Origin of the sequence: Achromobacter sp. ACM05 (genome assembly GCF_019218915.1) — a bacterium.
Taxonomy (GTDB): domain Bacteria; phylum Pseudomonadota; class Gammaproteobacteria; order Burkholderiales; family Burkholderiaceae_B; genus Achromobacter; species Achromobacter animicus.
Window position 1 is genome coordinate 399,267 of sequence record NZ_JAHUWQ010000002.1, and the last position, 18,072, is coordinate 417,338.

At 63.3% G+C, this 18,072-nt stretch carries 16 protein-coding genes; 14 read left to right on the top strand and 2 right to left on the bottom strand.

What is annotated here, in order from left to right:
• Positions 1-313 precede the first annotated feature (313 nt).
• Together KW836_RS12695 and KW836_RS12700 are read right to left on the bottom strand one after the other, a co-directional pair.
• Positions 314-2,005, bottom strand: a complete 1,692-nt coding sequence (locus KW836_RS12695; RefSeq protein ID WP_218343526.1) for a flagellin — start codon at positions 2,003-2,005, stop codon at positions 314-316.
• An 809-nt stretch (positions 2,006-2,814) separates the two neighbouring features.
• Positions 2,815-3,570 carry an RNA polymerase sigma factor FliA gene (locus KW836_RS12700; protein ID WP_175186085.1) on the bottom strand — a complete coding sequence of 252 codons (756 nt, stop codon included), beginning with the start codon at positions 3,568-3,570 and terminating at the stop codon, positions 2,815-2,817.
• Between the two features lie 425 nt (positions 3,571-3,995).
• Here KW836_RS12700 and flhD point away from each other — a divergent pair, with 425 nt between their 5' ends.
• From flhD to flhB, 14 genes are all read left to right on the top strand, one after another.
• Positions 3,996-4,319: a flagellar transcriptional regulator FlhD gene (gene flhD / locus KW836_RS12705; protein ID WP_046806433.1), complete on the top strand. Its 324-nt coding sequence runs from the start codon at positions 3,996-3,998 to the stop codon at positions 4,317-4,319.
• 33 nt (positions 4,320-4,352) lie between these two features.
• Positions 4,353-4,931 carry a flagellar transcriptional regulator FlhC gene (flhC, locus tag KW836_RS12710; protein WP_175126091.1) on the top strand — a complete coding sequence of 193 codons (579 nt, stop codon included), beginning with the start codon at positions 4,353-4,355 and terminating at the stop codon, positions 4,929-4,931.
• 116 nt (positions 4,932-5,047) lie between these two features.
• Complete coding sequence (motA, locus tag KW836_RS12715; protein ID WP_056570169.1) at positions 5,048-5,917, top strand: flagellar motor stator protein MotA; 870 nt, start codon at positions 5,048-5,050, stop codon at positions 5,915-5,917.
• A gap of 11 nt (positions 5,918-5,928) precedes the next feature.
• Positions 5,929-6,924 (top strand): flagellar motor protein MotB, encoded by a 996-nt coding sequence (gene motB, locus KW836_RS12720; protein WP_218343527.1) that lies wholly within the window; start codon positions 5,929-5,931, stop codon positions 6,922-6,924.
• Complete coding sequence (locus tag KW836_RS12725) at positions 6,921-7,301, top strand: response regulator (protein ID WP_175126093.1); 381 nt, start codon at positions 6,921-6,923, stop codon at positions 7,299-7,301. The genes motB and KW836_RS12725 overlap by 4 nt, the downstream gene beginning before the upstream one ends.
• Positions 7,302-7,329: 28 nt before the next feature.
• Positions 7,330-9,486, top strand: a complete 2,157-nt coding sequence (cheA, locus tag KW836_RS12730; protein ID WP_218343528.1) for a chemotaxis protein CheA — start codon at positions 7,330-7,332, stop codon at positions 9,484-9,486.
• Positions 9,487-9,503: 17 nt separating this feature from the next.
• A complete protein-coding gene (cheW, locus tag KW836_RS12735) occupies positions 9,504-10,004 on the top strand; it encodes a chemotaxis protein CheW (protein ID WP_129247084.1) in 501 nt (166 codons plus the stop codon).
• A gap of 93 nt (positions 10,005-10,097) precedes the next feature.
• A complete protein-coding gene (locus tag KW836_RS12740; protein WP_175139608.1) occupies positions 10,098-11,801 on the top strand; it encodes a methyl-accepting chemotaxis protein in 1,704 nt (567 codons plus the stop codon).
• Positions 11,802-11,809: 8 nt separating this feature from the next.
• Positions 11,810-12,664, top strand: coding sequence for a CheR family methyltransferase (locus KW836_RS12745; RefSeq protein WP_175139609.1), 855 nt, complete (start codon positions 11,810-11,812; stop codon positions 12,662-12,664).
• A 22-nt stretch (positions 12,665-12,686) separates the two neighbouring features.
• On the top strand, positions 12,687-13,745 hold the full coding sequence (locus tag KW836_RS12750) for a chemotaxis response regulator protein-glutamate methylesterase (protein ID WP_175126221.1): 1,059 nt from the start codon (positions 12,687-12,689) through the stop codon (positions 13,743-13,745).
• A 51-nt stretch (positions 13,746-13,796) separates the two neighbouring features.
• Positions 13,797-14,186, top strand: coding sequence for a chemotaxis response regulator CheY (cheY, locus tag KW836_RS12755; protein ID WP_056316584.1), 390 nt, complete (start codon positions 13,797-13,799; stop codon positions 14,184-14,186).
• Positions 14,187-14,194: 8 nt separating this feature from the next.
• On the top strand, positions 14,195-14,827 hold the full coding sequence (cheZ, locus tag KW836_RS12760) for a protein phosphatase CheZ (RefSeq protein WP_056570181.1): 633 nt from the start codon (positions 14,195-14,197) through the stop codon (positions 14,825-14,827).
• A 291-nt stretch (positions 14,828-15,118) separates the two neighbouring features.
• The gene (locus KW836_RS12765) at positions 15,119-16,666 is read left to right on the top strand and encodes a methyl-accepting chemotaxis protein (RefSeq protein WP_254595078.1); all 1,548 of its coding nucleotides are present in this window, start codon (positions 15,119-15,121) and stop codon (positions 16,664-16,666) included.
• A gap of 250 nt (positions 16,667-16,916) precedes the next feature.
• Entirely contained in the window at positions 16,917-18,071 is a 1,155-nt protein-coding gene (gene flhB / locus KW836_RS12770) for a flagellar biosynthesis protein FlhB (RefSeq protein ID WP_175126220.1), read from the top strand.
• Position 18,072: the final 1 nt, after the last annotated feature.

Below are 18,072 nucleotides of genomic sequence, written 5' to 3' on the forward strand. Positions count from 1 at the left end.
CAGGGTTGCATGGGGGCCGGAATCGACATGGGGCGCGTAACAATTGAGGCTTCGGGATAATGACCCAGATTCTATGAAGCAGACGTTCGGGTCATTTCGCCAAGCAGCGTCCGAATTCGCCTCCAGTTCCGGGGCATCAGGGGTTGCGCCCGTCTTCCGGCATCTTTATGTCCAGGCAGCGCGTGCGATCTTCCAGAAACGAAAAAGCCTCCCTATCGGGAGGCTTGGTACTGCGGCTCTGTGGCCCGGCGCGAAGGACCGGGTCACAGAGCCGGGAGCGGTTGCCCGTTCCCGGTTCTGCTTGTGCTGAGAATTAACGCAGCAGGGACAGAACGGTTTGCGGCACTTGGTTGGCTTGCGCCAGAACCGAGGTACCAGCTTGTTGCAGGATCTGAGCCTTGGACATGTTCGACACTTCCGTGGCGTAGTCGGCGTCTTGAATACGCGAACGAGCGTTGGAGAGGTTGTTGACCACGTTGTTCAGGTTGGCGATCGTCGATTCCAGACGGTTCTGCACAGCACCCAGTTCGCCGGTCAGCTTGTCCAGCTTCGTGAAGGCGGCGTCAAGCGTCTTCATCGGATCGGTGGTCTTCGTACCCTTGCTGGTGTCTTCCGTCGTCAGCTTACCGGTGCTGCTGACCTTGGCTTCGGCGCCGATCTTCGGAGCGTAGTCGCCCGTGCCCGTGCCGCCCTTGACCGTGGTCTTGCCCGTGTTGGGGTCGACGTTGTAGACGGTCGTGTAGTTCAGGGTGCGAGTAACGGTGCCCTTGCCGTCCACGTAGGCGATGTTGGCGCCAGCGGAGGTGTCGCCGGTGAAGGAGACCGTGGCAGCCGTGATGCCGCTGCCCAGGTTCACGGTGTTGCCGCCAGCAGCTGCGTTGGCCTTGAATGCAGCCAGCAGAGCGTCCTTGCTGATGGTGTCGGTGAACGACAGCTGACCTGCCGTGCTGTTCTTGTAGACCTTGCCGCCGATGTCGACAGAGGCGGTGCCAACAGGCGAGCTGGCAGCCGTACGCATGACCAGATCCAGCTTCGCAGCGGTGCCGCTGGCGTTGTTGGTGGTCAGGTTGCCGGAAGCGTCAACGAAAGCAGCTTGGCCGTCGATGGTGATGTCGCCGTTGGCGTCAACGGTGAACTCGGTCGAGCCGGACGTGCCGTTGTTGTACGTGCCAGTGGTGGTGCCCGTGCCCGGCTTGATCGAAGCGGCCAGGTTATTGATGGCGGTCGAGTTCGAAGCGCTGTTGTTCGTGAACGTGAAGTTGTTGTTCGCGGCGTCGTAGGTGTACGTGTTGTCGTTGCCGGCGGCGACGCTGACACGGACGGTGTTGCCGTTTTCCAGGCGACCGAAGATGTCGTCAGCCTTGATCGCAGCGTGCGTCGTGGTCACGGTCCACTCGTTGGCGCCGGTGGTCACACCGCCAGCAGCTTGCAGATCCGACACGGTGGCCGAACGGTTCTGGGTCACGCCCGAGCCGTTGACGTTGAAGCCGTCCAGACCCAGGGTCTTGACGCTGATTTCGGTCAGGTTCAGGGTGATCGTTTCGCCGTCGTTGGCGCCGACTTGCAGCGTCAGGGGCTTGGCCGAATCCGACAGAACCTTAACGCCGTTGAAGTCGGTTTGTTGCGAGATGCGGTCGATGTCCGACAGACGTTGGTTGATTTCATCTTGCATCGAGTTCAGCTGTTCTTGCGAGTAGCTGCCGTTCGAAGCTTGCACCGACAGTTCGCGAACGCGTTGCAGGTGGGTGTTGACTTCCGAGGCGGCGCCTTCGGTCGTCTGAGCCAGCGAGATGCCGTCGTTGGCGTTACGAGCGGCTTGGGTCAGGCCCTTGACGTTCGCGGTGAAGCGGTTGGCAATGGCCATACCGGCGGCGTCGTCCTTGGCGCTGTTGATGCGCAGGCCCGACGACAGGCGCTCGATGGCGGTGCCCAGGGAGGATTGCGACTTGTTCAGGTTGTTCTGAGCAACGAGCGACAAGTAGTTGGTATTGATGACTGCAGCCATGTTTAGGCTCCCAAGAGAGAAAGGCTTCTTCAAACCGGGCAGCGGGGCCGCCCATCTTTGTAACGGGAAGAATTCTTTGACTTGTGTCTTCGAATTTCTCCGTTGCCAGGATTACGGCAGTCAAAAATCAATCTTTAGGTTTTTTTTTCGACAATCGTGAAATTGGCCGATGGGCGGCAGGTTTCACTGCGGATTGCCTCTGGAGCGGCCGGCGGAGGGGGGGGCAGTTCAGACGCGCAATGCGAAGCCGTTCAAGTAGTGAGGAATCCAGACGTCTCTGGTGACCGACTAGGTTCGCGCTCGCCAGCTCGGTCAGACCCAGCACCACTAGCGAACGGTACGTGAAAAGAAGCTGTGAACGCGAGTCGGCATTCGCCTAATAGGCTAGGTGAGTCTGCCGCGCGTCTGGAACTGCAAAAAACTACAGCACTTGTTGACGGCTACCGGATATTTGTGACCCTGATAGTGGTCGCGTTATGGTCGTGCAGCGCTTGGGCAAAGTGCAGCAACGCAGAGACTGCAATGATGTTGTCGAACGCATCGAACTCTGGAGTGACAGCCGTGAGATTCATAGCGTGCGAGCCGAGATTTCTTCCGCCAACGGCTGCGGACGCGCGCTACCCATATTGATCGGCTAAGCCGACAACTCGACGTCGACGATTTGCGCGCTGGGATGGGCTGTTGCGAACCGCAAAGATTGACGAGCTGCGCAGCAGACTTCAAGCACTCGTGCCGCATTCAATCCGCATTCGGGTATGCCGGCCTCAATTTCGCAAAGTGCAAACCAGCCGGTTCCCAGTACAGCGTCGTCAAATAATCTGCGCGATCTGCCCTTCCTGCGGCAACTCCTGCCAAGCCTGATCCTTCAACCGAGCCCGGATCCGCGCCGTCGCCTGCGACCGCAGCTGGCACACCCGCGCCTCGGTTACATTCATGATCGCGCCGATTTCCTTCAGATTCAGCCCCTGCTCGTAACACAACGACAGCAACAGCTTCTCCCGATCGGGCAGGGCGTCAATCGCATGCACCAGCGCCTGCCGGAAATCCCCGGCCAGCAGCGAATCCAGCGGATTCCCGCTCGGCGCCCCATGATTCAACGTCGCAGACCAATCCGCCTGCCCCGACGCCGAATCAGGTTCGGTGGTGAAGTCTTCGTAATGCACGATCTGCACGCCTTGCGCGTCGTGCAGCAGCGACTGGTACTCATCCAGCGGCAGTTCAAGCTGCGCGGCGATCTCGGCCTCAGTCGGCGCGCGCATCAAACGCTGTTCCAGAAACTGGATCGCCTGTTCGATCTTGCGGGCCTTCGTGCGCACGCTGCGCGGCAGCCAGTCCTGCCCGCGAAGCTCGTCGAGCATCGCGCCACGGATACGCGTCGTGGCGTAGGTCTCGAATTGCGCGTCTGCGGTTTCCTGATAGCGGCGGACGGCATCGAGCAGGCCGATCATGCCGGCTTGTATCAAGTCGTCGAGTTCGACGCTGGCGGGAAGCCGGGCGAGCAATTGCAAAGCCAGCTTCCGAACTAGCGGCGCGTATTCGACCAGGCTGTCATCTGCGTGGGGCATTGCGGGAATTCTGGCGGAGTCCATCGTGAAGCGCGGTCGTGTTGCCAATTTGCGACATTGTCGACAAGCGCGGCTACGGTAAGGCGGGCGAATCTTAAGAGTCGCTAAGTTGGCATTGTCGGCAATGGGGCGCCGTTCATTTCAGGAAGTACGCAACGTTTTGAATGCTTATTTGGCAAATTGGCGAAAATTTGTCACGAACTTGTATGTCAAGGTGTGTCTAGAAAGGCACGTTGCGCAACATCAACAAAGATTTGTCATATAAGTCATAGAAAATGACATCACCTGTGGTAAATTTTACTTAATTTGCGAACAAATGATACATTTCGCATAAAAACAGGATGCAGCAAGCAGTCAGGTAACAATCGTTGCCTGCGCTATGAGTAATCAAGCCCCTCGGGTGGGATAGGGATAGGGAGTACGGCGTGCAACAAGTCGAAAATTCTTTGCTGGCAGACATTCGCGAAGTGAATCTGTCATATCTGTTACTGGCTCAGCGTATGTTGCGGGACGATTTCGCCGCATCGATGTTCCGCCTGGGTTTCAGCAACGAAGTCGCTGACATTCTCATGCGCCTTTCGCCGGCGCAATTGGTGAAACTGGCCAGCTCCAGCTCGCTGCTGTGCCGTTTCCGCTTTGATGATTACAGCCTGCTGTCCGCGCTGACTCACGACGTTCTGGGTGGTGCGCTGCAACAAGCGCATGCAACCATCCTGCTCGCCAAGCAGCCTGTCGAAGAACTGGCCTGACGGCCTCGCGAATTCCACTCGGATACACGTGTAATGGCCTCCAAGAGCGTTTCCCAGGAAGCGGACGACATTCTGCTTGCTAGCTCCATGATTACGCTGGGCGCGCGCCTTCAGGTGCTTGAGGCTGAAACAAGCCTCAGCCATGATCGCCTCGCCCGCCTGTATCGCGAAATCCGCGGCTGCTCGCCACCCAAGGGCATGCTGCCTTTTTCGGTTGACTGGTTCATGACCTGGCTGCCGAATATTCATTCCTCTCTCTTCTATAACGTGTATTCGTTCCTGAATACGCGCACCACCAGCAAGGGCATACGCGCCACCATCGATGCGTATCGCCTGTATCTCGAAAACGCGGGGCAGGAAACCGCGGATGCCGAGCCCGTCCTGAGCTTTACCCGGGCGTGGATGCTGGTGCGATTCTTCGATAGCGGCATGTTGCAGCTCTCTGCGTGCCGGCAATGCGGCGGCCATTTCATCGCCCACGCCCACGATCCGCAGTCCGATTTCGTGTGCGCCATCTGCCGTCCGCCACCTCGCGCCGGCAAGACCCGCGCGGCGGCCAAAGCACGCGCCGGCAGCCGTTCAGCCCCCATTGCGACCGCCGCTCCGACCTGATCGGGCGTCCAAATACATCAAAAGCCCTGGAAAACACCCCCTAACCCGCCTTTTTGGGGCAGGGGGGACAGGGGATCATTGACGCAAGTTATAGACTTCGTTGGCAGGGGCCCGTTGTGTTGATTGTTATCGGTTTTCTTGTGGTGATCGTGTCGGTCGTCGGCAGCTTCATGGCGCTGGGCGGACACATGGGCGCGCTTTACCAGCCCTTCGAGCTGACGCTGATCTTCGGCGCGGCGTTCGGGGCTTTCCTGGCGGGCAACAGCAAGAAGTCGCTGATGCTGGTCAAGAAGGCGCTTCCCGACGCGCTCAAGAGCTCGCGCTACGGCAAGGACGTGTACATGGAGCTGATGGCGCTCCTGTATGTGCTGCTGAACAAGGCGCGCCGTGAAGGCCTGATGGCCATCGAATCGCATATCGAGGATCCGGGCTCCAGCCCGATCTTCAGCGAGTATCCCCGTATCGCCAAAGACGAGAAGCTCATGGAGTTCATCACGGACTACCTGCGCATCATGATCAGCGGCAACATGAGCTCGTTCGAAATCGAAACGCTCATGGACGAGGAAATCGAAACCTACCGCCACGAGCGCGAAGTGCCGGCGCATGCGCTGCAGCAGATGGCCGACGGCCTGCCTGCTTTCGGTATCGTGGCCGCGGTGCTGGGCGTGATCAAGGCGCTGGCCGCCGTGGATCAGCCGCCCGCCATTCTGGGTGACCTGATCTCCAAGGCGATGGTCGGCACGTTCCTGGGTATTTTGCTGGCGTACGGCTTTGTGGGTCCGCTGGCCTCCCGCGTGGAGCGCCGCACCGATGAAGCCATGAAGGTGCTCGAATGCATCAAGACCACGCTGCTGGCCAGCATGAACGGTTACCCGCCCCAGCTCGCGGTGGAATTCGGCCGCAAGGTGCTGTTCTCGGCGGTCCGGCCCACCTTCGGTGAGCTGGAAGAGCACGTCCGCCAGACCAAGTCGACCGGCAAGGCCTGACGGAGCGGGCCATGAGCACGGTAAATAATCACCGTGTGGTGATCCGCCGCAAGAAGGTCAAGGGCGGCGGGCACCACGGGGGCAGCTGGAAGATCGCGTACGCCGACTTCATCACGGCAATGATGGCGTTCTTCCTGGTGATGTGGCTGGTCAGCATCGTGCCGAAGGAAGAACTGAAGGGCATCGCGGAATATTTCCGCATGCCGCTGCGCGTCGCCATCACGGGCGGGCCCAGCAGTTCGGCGGAAACGAGCGCCGTGCCGGGCGGCGGGCAGGACCCGCTGCGCAGCGAGGGCGACGTGCGCCGCGGCCAGGGCAACCGGGTCGAGTCCCAGCCGATGGGCGACGCCGAGCGCCGCGAGCAGCATCGCCTCGAAAACCTCAAGAAGCGCCTCGAAAACGTCATCGAGACGAGCCCGGTCCTGAAATCCTTCCGGCCGCAGCTCCTGATCGATCTGACGACCGAAGGCCTGCGCATTCAGATCATCGACAACCAGAACCGCCCGATGTTCGCGACCGGCCGCGCCGAAGTGCAGCCGTACATGCGCGACATCCTGCGCGAGCTGGGGCCGGTGCTGAACGAACTGCCCAACAAGGTCAGCATCTCGGGTCATACCGACGCGTCGCAGTATGCGCGCGGCGAACGCGCCTATAGCAACTGGGAGCTGTCGGCCGACCGCGCAAACGCCTCGCGCCAGGAATTGGTGGCGGGCGGCATGAACGAAAGCAAGGTCATGCGCATCCAGGGTCTGTCTTCCAGCATGAGTCTGGTTAAAGATGATCCGTATGCAGCCGTTAATAGACGCATCAGCCTGGTGGTGCTCAACCAAAGCACCCAGAAGCGCATCGAAAGCGAGAACGCCGCAGCCGCGGATTTGAGCGCCAAGGATGCGCGCGAGGTGGGGACGGCCGTGCAGGCGGTGCAAGCCGCCAGCCAGGCCGCAACGGCAACCAAGCAGAGCGAGGCGGAGAACACCCCGCCCGCTGAAGGGGTTCGACAACAATGACGGCAACGATACTCGTGGCGGATGATTCCACGACCATGCGGATGATCGTGCAGGCGACGCTGACCGGCGCAGGCTGGAACGTGTTGACGGCTTGCAACGGCCAGGAAGCGCTGGAAGTGGCGATGGCCAACCCGGTGGATCTGGTCGTCAGCGACTGGAACATGCCGGTGAAGGGCGGTCTGGAGTTGATCCAGGGGTTGCGCGAAGAGGACCGGTACATGGATGTGCCGGTGCTGGTGCTGACCACCGAGGACGACGTGGACAGCAAGATGGCAGCCCGGGATCTGGGTGTTTGCGGCTGGCTTTCCAAGCCGGTGGATCCCGATGTGCTGGTGGAATTGGCGACCGAGCTGCTCGACGAGCAGGCCGGCGCGTAGCAGGTTCATTTAGAAAGGCGTACGGGTCATGAGTTCTGGTTTGGACCTCAGTCAGTTTTACGAGACCTTTTTCGACGAGGCGGACGAGCTGCTCGCGCAAATGGAGCAGCTGTTGCTCGAGCTCGATGTGGGCGCGCCCGACATCGAGCAGCTCAACGCCATTTTCCGCGCGGCGCATTCGATCAAGGGCGGTGCGGCGACGTTCGGCTGTTTCAACCAGCTGGCGGGCACGACCCATCTGCTTGAGAACCTTCTGGACGCGATCCGGCGTGGCGAAATGGCGCTGCGCACGGACATGATTGATATTTTCTTGGAAACGAAAGACGTGCTCAAAAGCCAACTGGATGCCTATCGGGCCTCCGAAGAGCCCGATGATGCCGTGTTTGAGCGTATTTGCGCCGTATTGAGGCAGCTTGCGCTGGAGCATAAGGATCCCGCCGCGGCCGCCGCGCCCGCGCCCGCTGCGCCTGCACCCGCTGCCGCGCCGGTCGCGGCCCCGGCGCCCGCACCCGTGCAGCAGGCGCCCGCGCCCGCCGCGCCGGTCGAAGCCGCCGCGCCGGCCGCCGCCACCAGCGAGCAAGCCGGCGGCCTGCCGCTGCGTGTGCGCATCACCAAGGTTTCCGACAAGGATGCCGCGTCCCTGCTCGAAGAGATGGGCAACCTGGGCACCGTCAAGGCGAGCGAACGCGCCAATGGCGTGCTGACGGTCTGGGTGGATAGCACCTGCACGCCGGAAGACATCGAGGCCGTGTGCTGCTTCATCGTCGACGGCGACCAACTGAACATCGCCCGCGAGGCAGTGCCGGCAAGCGGCGACGCCGCGCCCGTGGCGGCCGAAGCGGCGCCCGCCGCGCCGGTTGCCGCGCCGGTCGCTGCCCCGTCTGCGCCCGAAGCGCCCGCCGCCGAGGTGGCAGTGGCCGCCGACGCTGGTGCGCCGGCCGCCCGTGCCGCCGCGCGTCCGGCCGCTTCCGCCGCCGCCCATGCAGACAAGGAATCGACCTCGATCCGCGTCGGCGTTGAAAAAGTCGACCAGGTCATCAACCTGGTGGGCGAGCTGGTCATCACGCAAGCCATGCTGGCGCAGACCGCCTCCACGCTGGATCCGGTGCTGCACGATCGCCTGCTGAACGGCATGGAGCAGTTGGAGCGCAATGCGCGCGATCTGCAGGAAGCCGTCATGTCGATCCGCATGATGCCGATGGATTACGTGTTCAGCCGCTTCCCGCGCCTGGTGCGCGATATCGCCGGCAAGATGGGCAAGCAGATCGAACTGCAAACATACGGCCGCGCGACCGAGCTGGACAAGAGCCTGATCGAACGCATCATCGACCCGCTGACCCACCTGGTGCGCAACAGCCTGGACCACGGCATCGAAACGCCCGAAAAGCGTATCGCCGCCGGCAAGGATCCGGTTGGCCAGCTGGTGCTGTCCGCGCAGCACAACGGCGGCAACATCGTCATCGAAGTCAGCGACGACGGTGGTGGCCTGAGCCGCGAAAAGATTCTGAAGAAGGCTATGGCGCAAGGCCTGGCCGTCAACGAAAACTCGCCCGACGACGAGATCTGGCAGCTGATTTTCGCGCCCGGTTTCTCCACGGCCGAAAAGGTCACGGACATTTCCGGCCGCGGCGTGGGCATGGACGTCGTGCGCCGGAACATCCAGGACATGGGCGGCCACGTGCAGCTGTCGTGCGAGCCGGGCAACGGCACCACGACCCGCATCGTGCTGCCGCTGACCCTGGCCATTCTGGACGGCATGTCGGTGCGCGTCGGTGAAGAAACCTTCATCCTGCCGCTGAACCACGTCACCGAATCGCTGCAGCCCACCAACGACCAGATCTACTCGGTTGCCGGCAACGAGCGCGTCATGCACGTGCGTGGCGAATACCTGCCGCTGGTCGAGATGCATCGCGTGTTCTCGGTGGGCGAGGCCCAGACCGACCCCACGCAGGCGATCGCCGTCATCATGCAGGCCGAGGACCGGCGCTTTGCGCTGCTGGTCGATCACCTGATCGGACAGCATCAGGTGGTGGTCAAGAATCTGGAATCGAATTACCGCAAGGTCCCGGGCATTTCCGCCGCCACCATTCTTGGCGATGGCAGCGTGGCCCTGATTGTCGACGTATTTGCGCTCGCGCGCGCCAACCGGGAGCGCTGGTCGCAGCCCGAAGCCGTTCTGAATTGATGGAGCACTAAAAAATCATGGCAGCCAAACCGCAAGCGCAAGCCGCGCGCAATGAAGATGTCGGCAGCGAGTTCCTGGTCTTCACGCTGGGCGACGAGGAATACGGGATCGACATCCTGAAGGTGCAGGAAATCCGCGGCTACGACGCCGACACGGTCACCCGCATCGCAAACGTCCCGCCGTTCATCAAGGGCGTGACGAACCTGCGCGGCATCATCGTGCCGATCGTCGACCTGCGCATCAAGTTCAACCTGGGCCGCGTCGACTACAACGAGCAGACCGTCGTCATCATCCTCAACCTCGACCGCCGCGTCGTCGGCATCGTGGTGGACGGCGTGTCGGACGTGCTGATGCTCAACTCGGGCCAGGTTCGTCCGGCGCCCGAATTCGGCGCCACGCTGTCCACCGAGTACCTGACGGGCCTGGGCACCGTGGATGAGCGCATGCTGATCCTGGTAGACATCGAAAAGCTGATGACCAGCGACGAAATGGCGCTGGTGGAGAAGGTCGCCTCCTGATCGGAGTCTGGCCGGAATGCGGGGTAAAGGCGCCATATTGATCGCGATGTGGCGCTTTCCTTTAACGATTGCAGTCAAGGGATGGTTCTTGTGATGCGCAAGTTTTTCGCGAACATGACGATACGCAGCAGCCTGTTGTGGGTGCTGGCGTTCTTCTCATTCATGTTGGTGATTGGTGCCGCGCTGGGCGTGTTGTCGTTGCGCATCAGCAATGGGACGCTGGCCGAGATCAAGCAATCGCAGGAATTGAACGACGCCGTCAACCGCGTCGTGCTGAGCCACAAGGACACGCTGAACGGCCTGGCCCGTGCCGCGACCCTGAACTATGCGGACATCGTGCGCAGCGTCGGCCAGCCGACCCTGCTGGCGCAAGGTCTGTCCAGCGAGGCCGCCGGCCTGCTGGAACGTGCCAAGGCGTCGCTGAACAAGGGCCAGGCCGAGTTCGATTTCTTCAAGACCCTGCCACGGCCGGCCGAAGCCGCCGAGGCCCTGAAGGAGATCGACGACTCCTATGCGGCGTTGGTGCAGCAGGGTGTCGCACCGTTGGTCGCCGCGCTGGAAAAGGCCGACATGCCGGCTTACCAGACGCAGATCCAGAAGGTGCAGGACGCCCTGGAAGGCCGCTTTGCGCGCGCCGTCGAAGGCTTTGATTTCTGGCGCGCCAGCAAGATGACGGACGCGTTCGAAGTAGCGCAAGTGCGCTACCAGTTTGTGCTGATGGCCGTCAGCGCCGGCGGCATCATCGCGGCGCTGCTGGTGTTTGCCACCTACGTCTTCCTGCGCCGCCGCGTGCTGCAGCCGCTGAAGGAAGCCGGCCACCATTTCGACCGCATTGCCGGCGGCGACCTGACGGCGCGCGTGGAAGCCAGCAACACCAATGAGATCGGCCAGCTTTTCGCCGCGCTCAAGCGCATGCAGGAAAGCCTGACGCGCACGGTGGCCTCGGTGCGCCGCGGCGTCGATGAAATCAACGTGGGCTCGCATGAGATCGCGGCGGGCAACACGGACCTGTCCAGCCGCACGGAGCAACAGGCCGCTTCGCTGGAAGAGACCGCCGCCTCGATGGAAGAGCTGGCGTCGACCGTCAAGCAGAACGCGGACAACGCCCGCCAGGCCAACCAGTTGGCCGCCAGCGCGTCTGACGTGGCCGAACGCGGCGGCGCGGCGGTGTCGGAAGTGGTGCACACCATGGAAGGCATCTCGGCCAGCTCGCGCAAGATCTCGGAAATCGTGTCGGTGATCGACGGCATCGCATTCCAGACGAACATCCTGGCGCTGAACGCGGCGGTGGAAGCCGCGCGCGCCGGTGAGCAGGGCAAGGGCTTTGCGGTGGTGGCGGGCGAAGTGCGTTCGCTGGCGCAGCGCAGCGCCCAAGCTGCCAAGGAAATCAAGGGCCTGATCGAAGACTCCGTGACCAAGGTGGGCGCGGGTTCTCAGCAGGTCGAACGCGCCGGCTCCACGATGCAGGAAATCGTGGCCTCGGTGAAGCGCGTGACGGACATCATGGGCGAGATCTCGGCAGCGTCCGAAGAACAATCCAGCGGCATCGACCAGGTGAACCGCGCCGTGTCGCAGATGGACGAAGTGACGCAACAGAACGCGGCGCTGGTGGAAGAGGCGGCTGCCGCCGCGGGCTCGCTGCAGGAACAGGCGCAGCGCCTGGCCGAAGCGGTGGCCGTGTTCAAGATCAATACGGGCGAGGTCATTGAAGTGCCGGCGCATCGGCTCTCATCGGTGCACGCCACCTATGATGACGCCCGCCTGCATGCGCCCGATGCGCCTGCTCTGGGACGCTGAGGATACGCGTGGCAACTTCGGCGAATACGGCCCCGTCCATTTCGGTGGACCGCCAGTTTGATTTCCGTGACGCGGACTTTTCCCGCGTCCGCAAGATGATCCACGCGCGGGCCGGCATTTCGCTCGGCACGCACAAGCGCGAGATGGTCTACAGCCGCCTTGCGCGCCGCCTGCGGGCGTTGGGCGGGCAGGATTTCGGCAGTTATCTGGACAGCCTGGAAAACGAGCCCGACGCCGCGGAGTGGGAAGACTTCATCAACGCGCTCACGACGAACCTGACCGCGTTTTTCCGTGAATCGCATCACTTTCCGATCCTGGCGGACTTCGCGAAGAAGCGCGGGGGACCCGTTTCGGTGTGGTGTTGTGCAGCCTCGACGGGCGAAGAGCCGTACTCGATCGCCATTACGCTGACCGAAGCCCTGGGCCCGCGGGCCGCCGGCTCGACCGTGCTGGCTACCGACATCGACACCAGCGTGCTGAACCGCGCGCGCACGGGCGTCTATCCGAACGAACGCGTCGCGAAGATGGAAAGCGAGCGCCTGCGCCGCTTCTTCCTGAAAGGCCGCGGCGCGAACGAAGGGCATGTGCGGGTGCGGCCCGAGATCGCCGAGATGGTGCGCTACGAGACGCTGAACCTCTTGTCGCCGTCGTGGGGGATCACCGAAAAGTTCGACGTGATCTTCTGCCGCAACATCATGATCTATTTCGACAAGCCGACCCAGGCCAAGATTCTGGAGCGGTTCGTGCCCCTCATGAAGCCGGGCGGCCTGCTGTTTGCCGGCCACTCCGAGAACTTCACGTACATCAGCCGGGATTTCCGTCTGCGCGGGCAGACAGTCTACGAATGCGCAAATAAGGCCTGAACGGGCCAGGGCAGCAAACAAGATGAAGAAAATAAGCGTTTTGTGTGTGGATGACTCCGCGCTTGTGCGCGGCTTGATGACCGAAATCATCAATAGCCAGCCGGATATGGAAGTGGTTGCGACCGCACCCGATCCGCTGGTCGCGCGCGATCTGATCAAGCGTCACAACCCCGACGTGCTGACGCTGGACGTGGAAATGCCCCGCATGGACGGGCTGGATTTCCTGGAAAAGCTGATGCGCCTGCGTCCGATGCCGGTCGTGATGGTGTCGTCGCTGACCGAGCGTGGCGGCGAAATCACGCTGCGCGCGCTGGAACTGGGCGCCATCGACTTCGTGACCAAGCCCAAACTGGGCATTCGCGACGGCCTGCTCGAATACACGGAACTCATTGCCGACAAGATCCGCGCCGCGTCGCGCGCCAAGCTGCGCGCGCCCACGCCCCATGCGGCGGCAGCCGCGCCGGCGCCCATGCTGCGCCGTCCGCTGTCCAGCTCGGAAAAGCTGGTCATCGTGGGCGCGTCCACCGGCGGCACCGAAGCCATCCGCGAAGTCCTGCAGCCGCTGCCGCCGGACAGCCCCGCGATCCTGATCACGCAGCACATGCCGGCCGGCTTCACGCGGTCGTTCGCGCAGCGCCTGGACGCGCTGTGCGCCGTGACCGTGCGCGAGGCCGTGCACGGCGAGCGCGTGCTGCCGGGCCACGTGTACCTGGCGCCGGGCGGCGAGATGCACATGCGGTTGGGCCGCAGTGGCGCCAACTACGTCATCGAGCTGGAAGCCAGCGAACCGGTCAACCGCCACCGTCCGTCCGTGGACGTGCTGTTCAATTCCGCGGCCGTGGCGGCGGGCAAGAACGCCATCGGCGTGATCCTGACGGGCATGGGCAAGGATGGCGCCACCGGCATGCTGGCCATGCACCGGGCGGGCGCGCACACGATCGCGCAGGACGAAGCAAGCTGCGTGGTCTTTGGCATGCCTCGCGAGGCCATTGCCATCGGGGCTGCAAGTGAAGTGGTGCCGTTGTCGGCGATGAGCGAACGCATTCTGACTCGCCTGGGCGACCGTGGGCACCGCGTTTAACGCGGACAGACGCCACGATCGGTCTCAAGCAAATTTTTTCTGGAGTGAAAGATGGTAGACAAGGGCCTGAAGATTCTGGTGGTGGATGACTTCCCCACCATGCGGCGGATCATCCGCAACCTGCTCAAGGAGCTGGGTTTCGAAAACGTGGATGAGGCCGAGGACGGCGCTATTGGCCTGGAGAAGCTGCGCAACGGCGGCTTCCAGTTCGTGGTGTCCGACTGGAACATGCCCAACCTGGACGGTCTGGAGATGCTCAAGCAGATCCGCGCCGACGCATCGCTGGCTTCGCTGCCGGTGCTGATGGTGACGGCGGAAGCCAAGAAGGAAAACATCGTTGCCGCAGCCCAGGCCGGCGCCAACGGTTATGTGGTCAAGCCTTTCACCGCGGCAACGCTGGAGGAAAAGCTGAACAAGATCTTCGAGAAAATTGGCGGGTGAGGTGTGCGATGAGCTCAACGGAAACAGTTGACCCGGCAGAGTCGCCCGACCTGATCCATCGCATCGCCTCGCTCACCCGCATGCTGCGCGACAGCATGCGCGAACTGGGCCTGGATCAAGCGATCAAGGACGCCGCCAATGCAATCCCCGATGCGCGCGACCGCCTGCGGTACGTGGCGCAGATGACCGAGCAGGCCGCCAACCGGGTGCTCAACGCCACCGAGCAGGCCGGTCCGATCCAGGACAACATGTCGCGTTCGGCCCAGGCGCTGGATAGCCGCTGGCAGCAATGGTATGACCAGCCGCTGGAGATGCCGGAAGCGCGCGAACTGGTGCAGGACACGCGCGCCTTCCTGGCCGACGTGCCCAAGCAGACGCAGCAGACGCAGTCCAAGCTGATGGAAATCATCATGGCGCAGGATTTCCAGGACCTCACGGGCCAGGTCATCATGCGCATGATGGACGTGGTGGGCGCGATCGAACGCGAACTGCTGCAGGTGCTGCTGGACAACGTGCCGCAAGAGCGCCGCGATGAAGCCAACAGCCTGCTCAACGGTCCGCAGATCAACCCGCAAGGCAAGACCGACGTGGTCACCAGCCAGGATCAGGTCGACGACCTGCTGGCCAGCCTGGGCTTCTAAGCCCGGCCCTCGGGCGATGTTCGCTCCCGGACATCGTCCCGGTGTCAGACCCCCGCATGGCCCTGGTGTCTGACACCCGCGCGCGGCTGCGTCCTTGCGGCTGCCTGCTGCACTTGACCGTCTTTGCCGCCTCGTCCGCATGACGTATTCCCTAAGAGCGCAAACGCGACCCTCCCGATAGACTCCTGCCAACAATAATCGGGGCCTTGCAGCGCGAGACAAGGCGCGCTTTGCGCGTCAGGCCACGGATGCCCAAAGCAGGCGGTCCGGGCCAGGGAGAGGAGGTTCATCATGGCCAGATCCGTATTCCGCCTGGGCGGCATGTGGGGTTTGTTGCGTCGGCTCAATCGTGGCGACGCGATGCTGTCGGAGCGCGCCCTGTCTTTCAGTCCGGCCGCCTGGCCGCTGTACCGTTTTCTGGCGCAGATCCGCGTGCGGGTGATGACGGTGCGCCAGTCCAGCATCGAGATCGCGCTGAACGCGGCGCGCACGCAGTTCCAGGCGGGGCGCTGTTCGCTGCTGGCGCGCGAGCAGGCCAGGGCCGCCGACGCGCTTGCAGCCAGCGGCGCGCAGATCGCTGACCTGTCGGCATCCACCTCCACGCATGCCCGCGAAATCGCCGCCGTGTCCGGCCAGAACCTGCATGCAGCAGAGCAGGCGCTGGCCGAGCTGACCGAGGTCAAGACGCGCGTCGACCGCATGACGCAAGAGATGGCGGCTTTTACCGAAGTGGTGGGGCAATTGGCCGCCCGCGCGAAATCCGTGGGCGACATCAGCCAGGCAATCAAAGGCATTGCGCTGCAGACCCAGTTGCTCGCGCTGAATGCGGGCGTCGAGGCGGCCAGGGCAGGGGACGCGGGCCGAGGCTTTGCGGTGGTGGCCAGCGAGGTCGGCCGTCTGGCCGAACGGGTCAATACCGCCACCGGCGACATCGGCCGCCATACCTCAGAGATGCTGGGCCTGGTCGAATCCACCCAGCGCCAGACCGGCACGCTGCGCGAGGATGTGGACGCGTCGGGCGCGGTGCTGAACCGCACCTGTGACGGGTTCGAGCGCTTCGTGCGCGACTTTGACAGCATGAACCGGCAGGTGGGTGAAGTGGTCCAGGCGATTGGCGAGGTCGACGCCACCAATCACGGCATGAGCCAGGAGGTGGGGCGCATCGCGGCACTGAGCGCGGACGTGCTGGAACGGGTGGGAAGCATGTCGGGCGAGATCGACCGCATCCGCCGCCAGACCGAAAGCGTGCAGGAGGTGCTGGCCGACATGCGCACCGGCGATACCGCGTTCGACAGCCTGTCGGCGTCGCTGGAGGCGTTTGCGGACGCGGCGGCCGGACTGCTGCACGATGCCCGGCGGCGGGGTGTCGACGTGTTCGACCGCCATTACCAGCGCATTCCCGGCAGCGAGCCGCCGCGGTATCACACGGCGTATGACCGGGCCATCGACGAGCCGCTGACGCGCCTGCTCGACAGTGTGCTGCAGGCGGTGCCCGGCGCGATCTACACGATCCTGGTGGACAACCGGGGTTACGCACCGGCGCACAACAGCCGGTTCTCGCTGGCGCCGACCGGCGATCCGAAGGTCGACATCGTCCGGGTGCGCAACAAGCGGATCTTTGACGATCCCGTGGGCGCCCGGCTGGCTGCCAACACGGGCGCGCAGTTGTTCCAGACGTATTCGCGGGATACCGGCGAGATCGTCAACGACATTTCCCTTCCCATTTATCTGGGGCCGGAACACTGGGGCGCCGTGCGCATCGGGCTGGATTACGCGCGTTTCCAGGCGATCGTGGACGGGCAGGGCGCCGGGGGACGGGCGGCGCCGGTGGCGGGTTGACGGGGTGGCGTCACGCGGGCGTTCATGTTGCGGCTTGATGGGGCGGCTTGATGGGGCGGCTTGATGTGGCAAGTTGAAGCGGCGGGCTGAAGGCGCACGCCCAGGGGGGCTGACCGGCAGCCGGCGGCGCATCCGGGAATAGCGCCGCTTTCCCCCCGTTTCTTGGCATATCGCCAACCCCCCGCGCCTCCTAGAATCTCGGCGGGCGGCTTGCATTCCACGTCAGCGAGCCGCAACGATCCCGTAGAGCATGTCCGAAGAAAGCGACCTCGAGAAAACCGAAGCCGCCTCTCCCAGGCGCCTGGAAAAGGCGCGCGAGGAGGGGCAGATTGCGCGTTCCCGGGAACTGGGCACGTTCATGATGCTGGCCGTCGGTGTCGCCGCGATCTGGGCGGGCGGCGGGTCGCTTTACAGGGGCCTGAGCGGGGTGCTGCGCAACGGGCTGGCCTTCGATCAGCGCGTCGCGTTGGATCCCGGCGTCATGGTCGAGCAGGCGGTAAGCGGTTTCGGCCATGCGCTGCTGGTGCTGCTGCCGATATTCGGCCTGCTCGCGGTGGTTGCAGTGCTGTCGAGCGTGGTGCTGGGCGGCCTGGTGATTTCGACCAAGCCCCTGACGCCCAATTTTTCGAAGCTCAGCCCGCTGGCCGGCTTGAAGCGCATGTTCTCGTCGCAGACGGTGGTGGAGCTCATCAAGGCGCTGGCCAAGGCGCTGCTGGTCGGCGGCGTAGCGGTCTGGGTCATCTGGCGCTATCACGACGACATGATGGGGCTGATGCACGTGGCGCCGTCGGCCGCGCTGACCAAGGCGCTGACCCTGGTGGCAATGTGCTGCGCCTTCATCGTGGCGTCGCTGCTCATCATCGTCATGCTGGACGTGCCCTGGCAGATCTGGAGCCATCTGAAGAAGCTGCGGATGTCCAAGGAAGACGTGCGCCAGGAGCACAAGGAAAGCGAAGGCGATCCGCATGTGAAGGCGCGCATCCGGCAGCAGCAGCGTCAGGCGGCCCGCCGGCGCATGATGTCCGAGGTGCCGAAGGCCGACGTCGTGGTGACCAACCCGACGCACTATGCGGTGGCGCTGAAGTACGACGAATCGAAGGGCGGCGCGCCGCGCGTGCTGGCCAAGGGCACGGGCCTGATCGCCGCGAAGATCCGCGAGCTGGCCGCCGAAAACAAGATTCCCACGTTGGAAGCGCCGCCGTTGGCGCGCGCATTGCATCAACACGTCGAGCTGGGACAAGAAATCCCGGCCGAGCTGTATACCGCGGTGGCGGAAGTGCTGGCATGGGTATTCCAGCTACGATCCTGGCGCTCGGGTTGGGGGCTTGAACCCCCGGCCCCCACGAAGTTGAACGTGCCAGCCGAACTGGACCCGCAGGCAAAAACCGCAGCACAAGGAGTTTAAG

Bases quoted from the DNA above. Each gene is read 5' to 3' on its own strand.
- KW836_RS12695 (WP_218343526.1), bottom strand. From the start codon at position 2,005: ATGGCTGCAGTCATCAATACCAACTACTTGTCGCTCGTTGCTCAGAAC.
- KW836_RS12700 (WP_175186085.1), bottom strand. From the start codon at position 3,570: ATGCCCCACGCAGATGACAGCCTGGTCGAATACGCGCCGCTAGTTCGG.
- flhC (WP_175126091.1), top strand. From the start codon at position 4,353: ATGGCCTCCAAGAGCGTTTCCCAGGAAGCGGACGACATTCTGCTTGCT.
- motB (WP_218343527.1), top strand. From the start codon at position 5,929: ATGAGCACGGTAAATAATCACCGTGTGGTGATCCGCCGCAAGAAGGTC.
- KW836_RS12725 (WP_175126093.1), top strand. From the start codon at position 6,921: ATGACGGCAACGATACTCGTGGCGGATGATTCCACGACCATGCGGATG.
- cheA (WP_218343528.1), top strand. From the start codon at position 7,330: ATGAGTTCTGGTTTGGACCTCAGTCAGTTTTACGAGACCTTTTTCGAC.
- cheW (WP_129247084.1), top strand. From the start codon at position 9,504: ATGGCAGCCAAACCGCAAGCGCAAGCCGCGCGCAATGAAGATGTCGGC.
- KW836_RS12740 (WP_175139608.1), top strand. From the start codon at position 10,098: ATGCGCAAGTTTTTCGCGAACATGACGATACGCAGCAGCCTGTTGTGG.
- KW836_RS12750 (WP_175126221.1), top strand. From the start codon at position 12,687: ATGAAGAAAATAAGCGTTTTGTGTGTGGATGACTCCGCGCTTGTGCGC.
- cheY (WP_056316584.1), top strand. From the start codon at position 13,797: ATGGTAGACAAGGGCCTGAAGATTCTGGTGGTGGATGACTTCCCCACC.
- cheZ (WP_056570181.1), top strand. From the start codon at position 14,195: ATGAGCTCAACGGAAACAGTTGACCCGGCAGAGTCGCCCGACCTGATC.
- KW836_RS12765 (WP_254595078.1), top strand. From the start codon at position 15,119: ATGGCCAGATCCGTATTCCGCCTGGGCGGCATGTGGGGTTTGTTGCGT.
- flhB (WP_175126220.1), top strand. From the start codon at position 16,917: ATGTCCGAAGAAAGCGACCTCGAGAAAACCGAAGCCGCCTCTCCCAGG.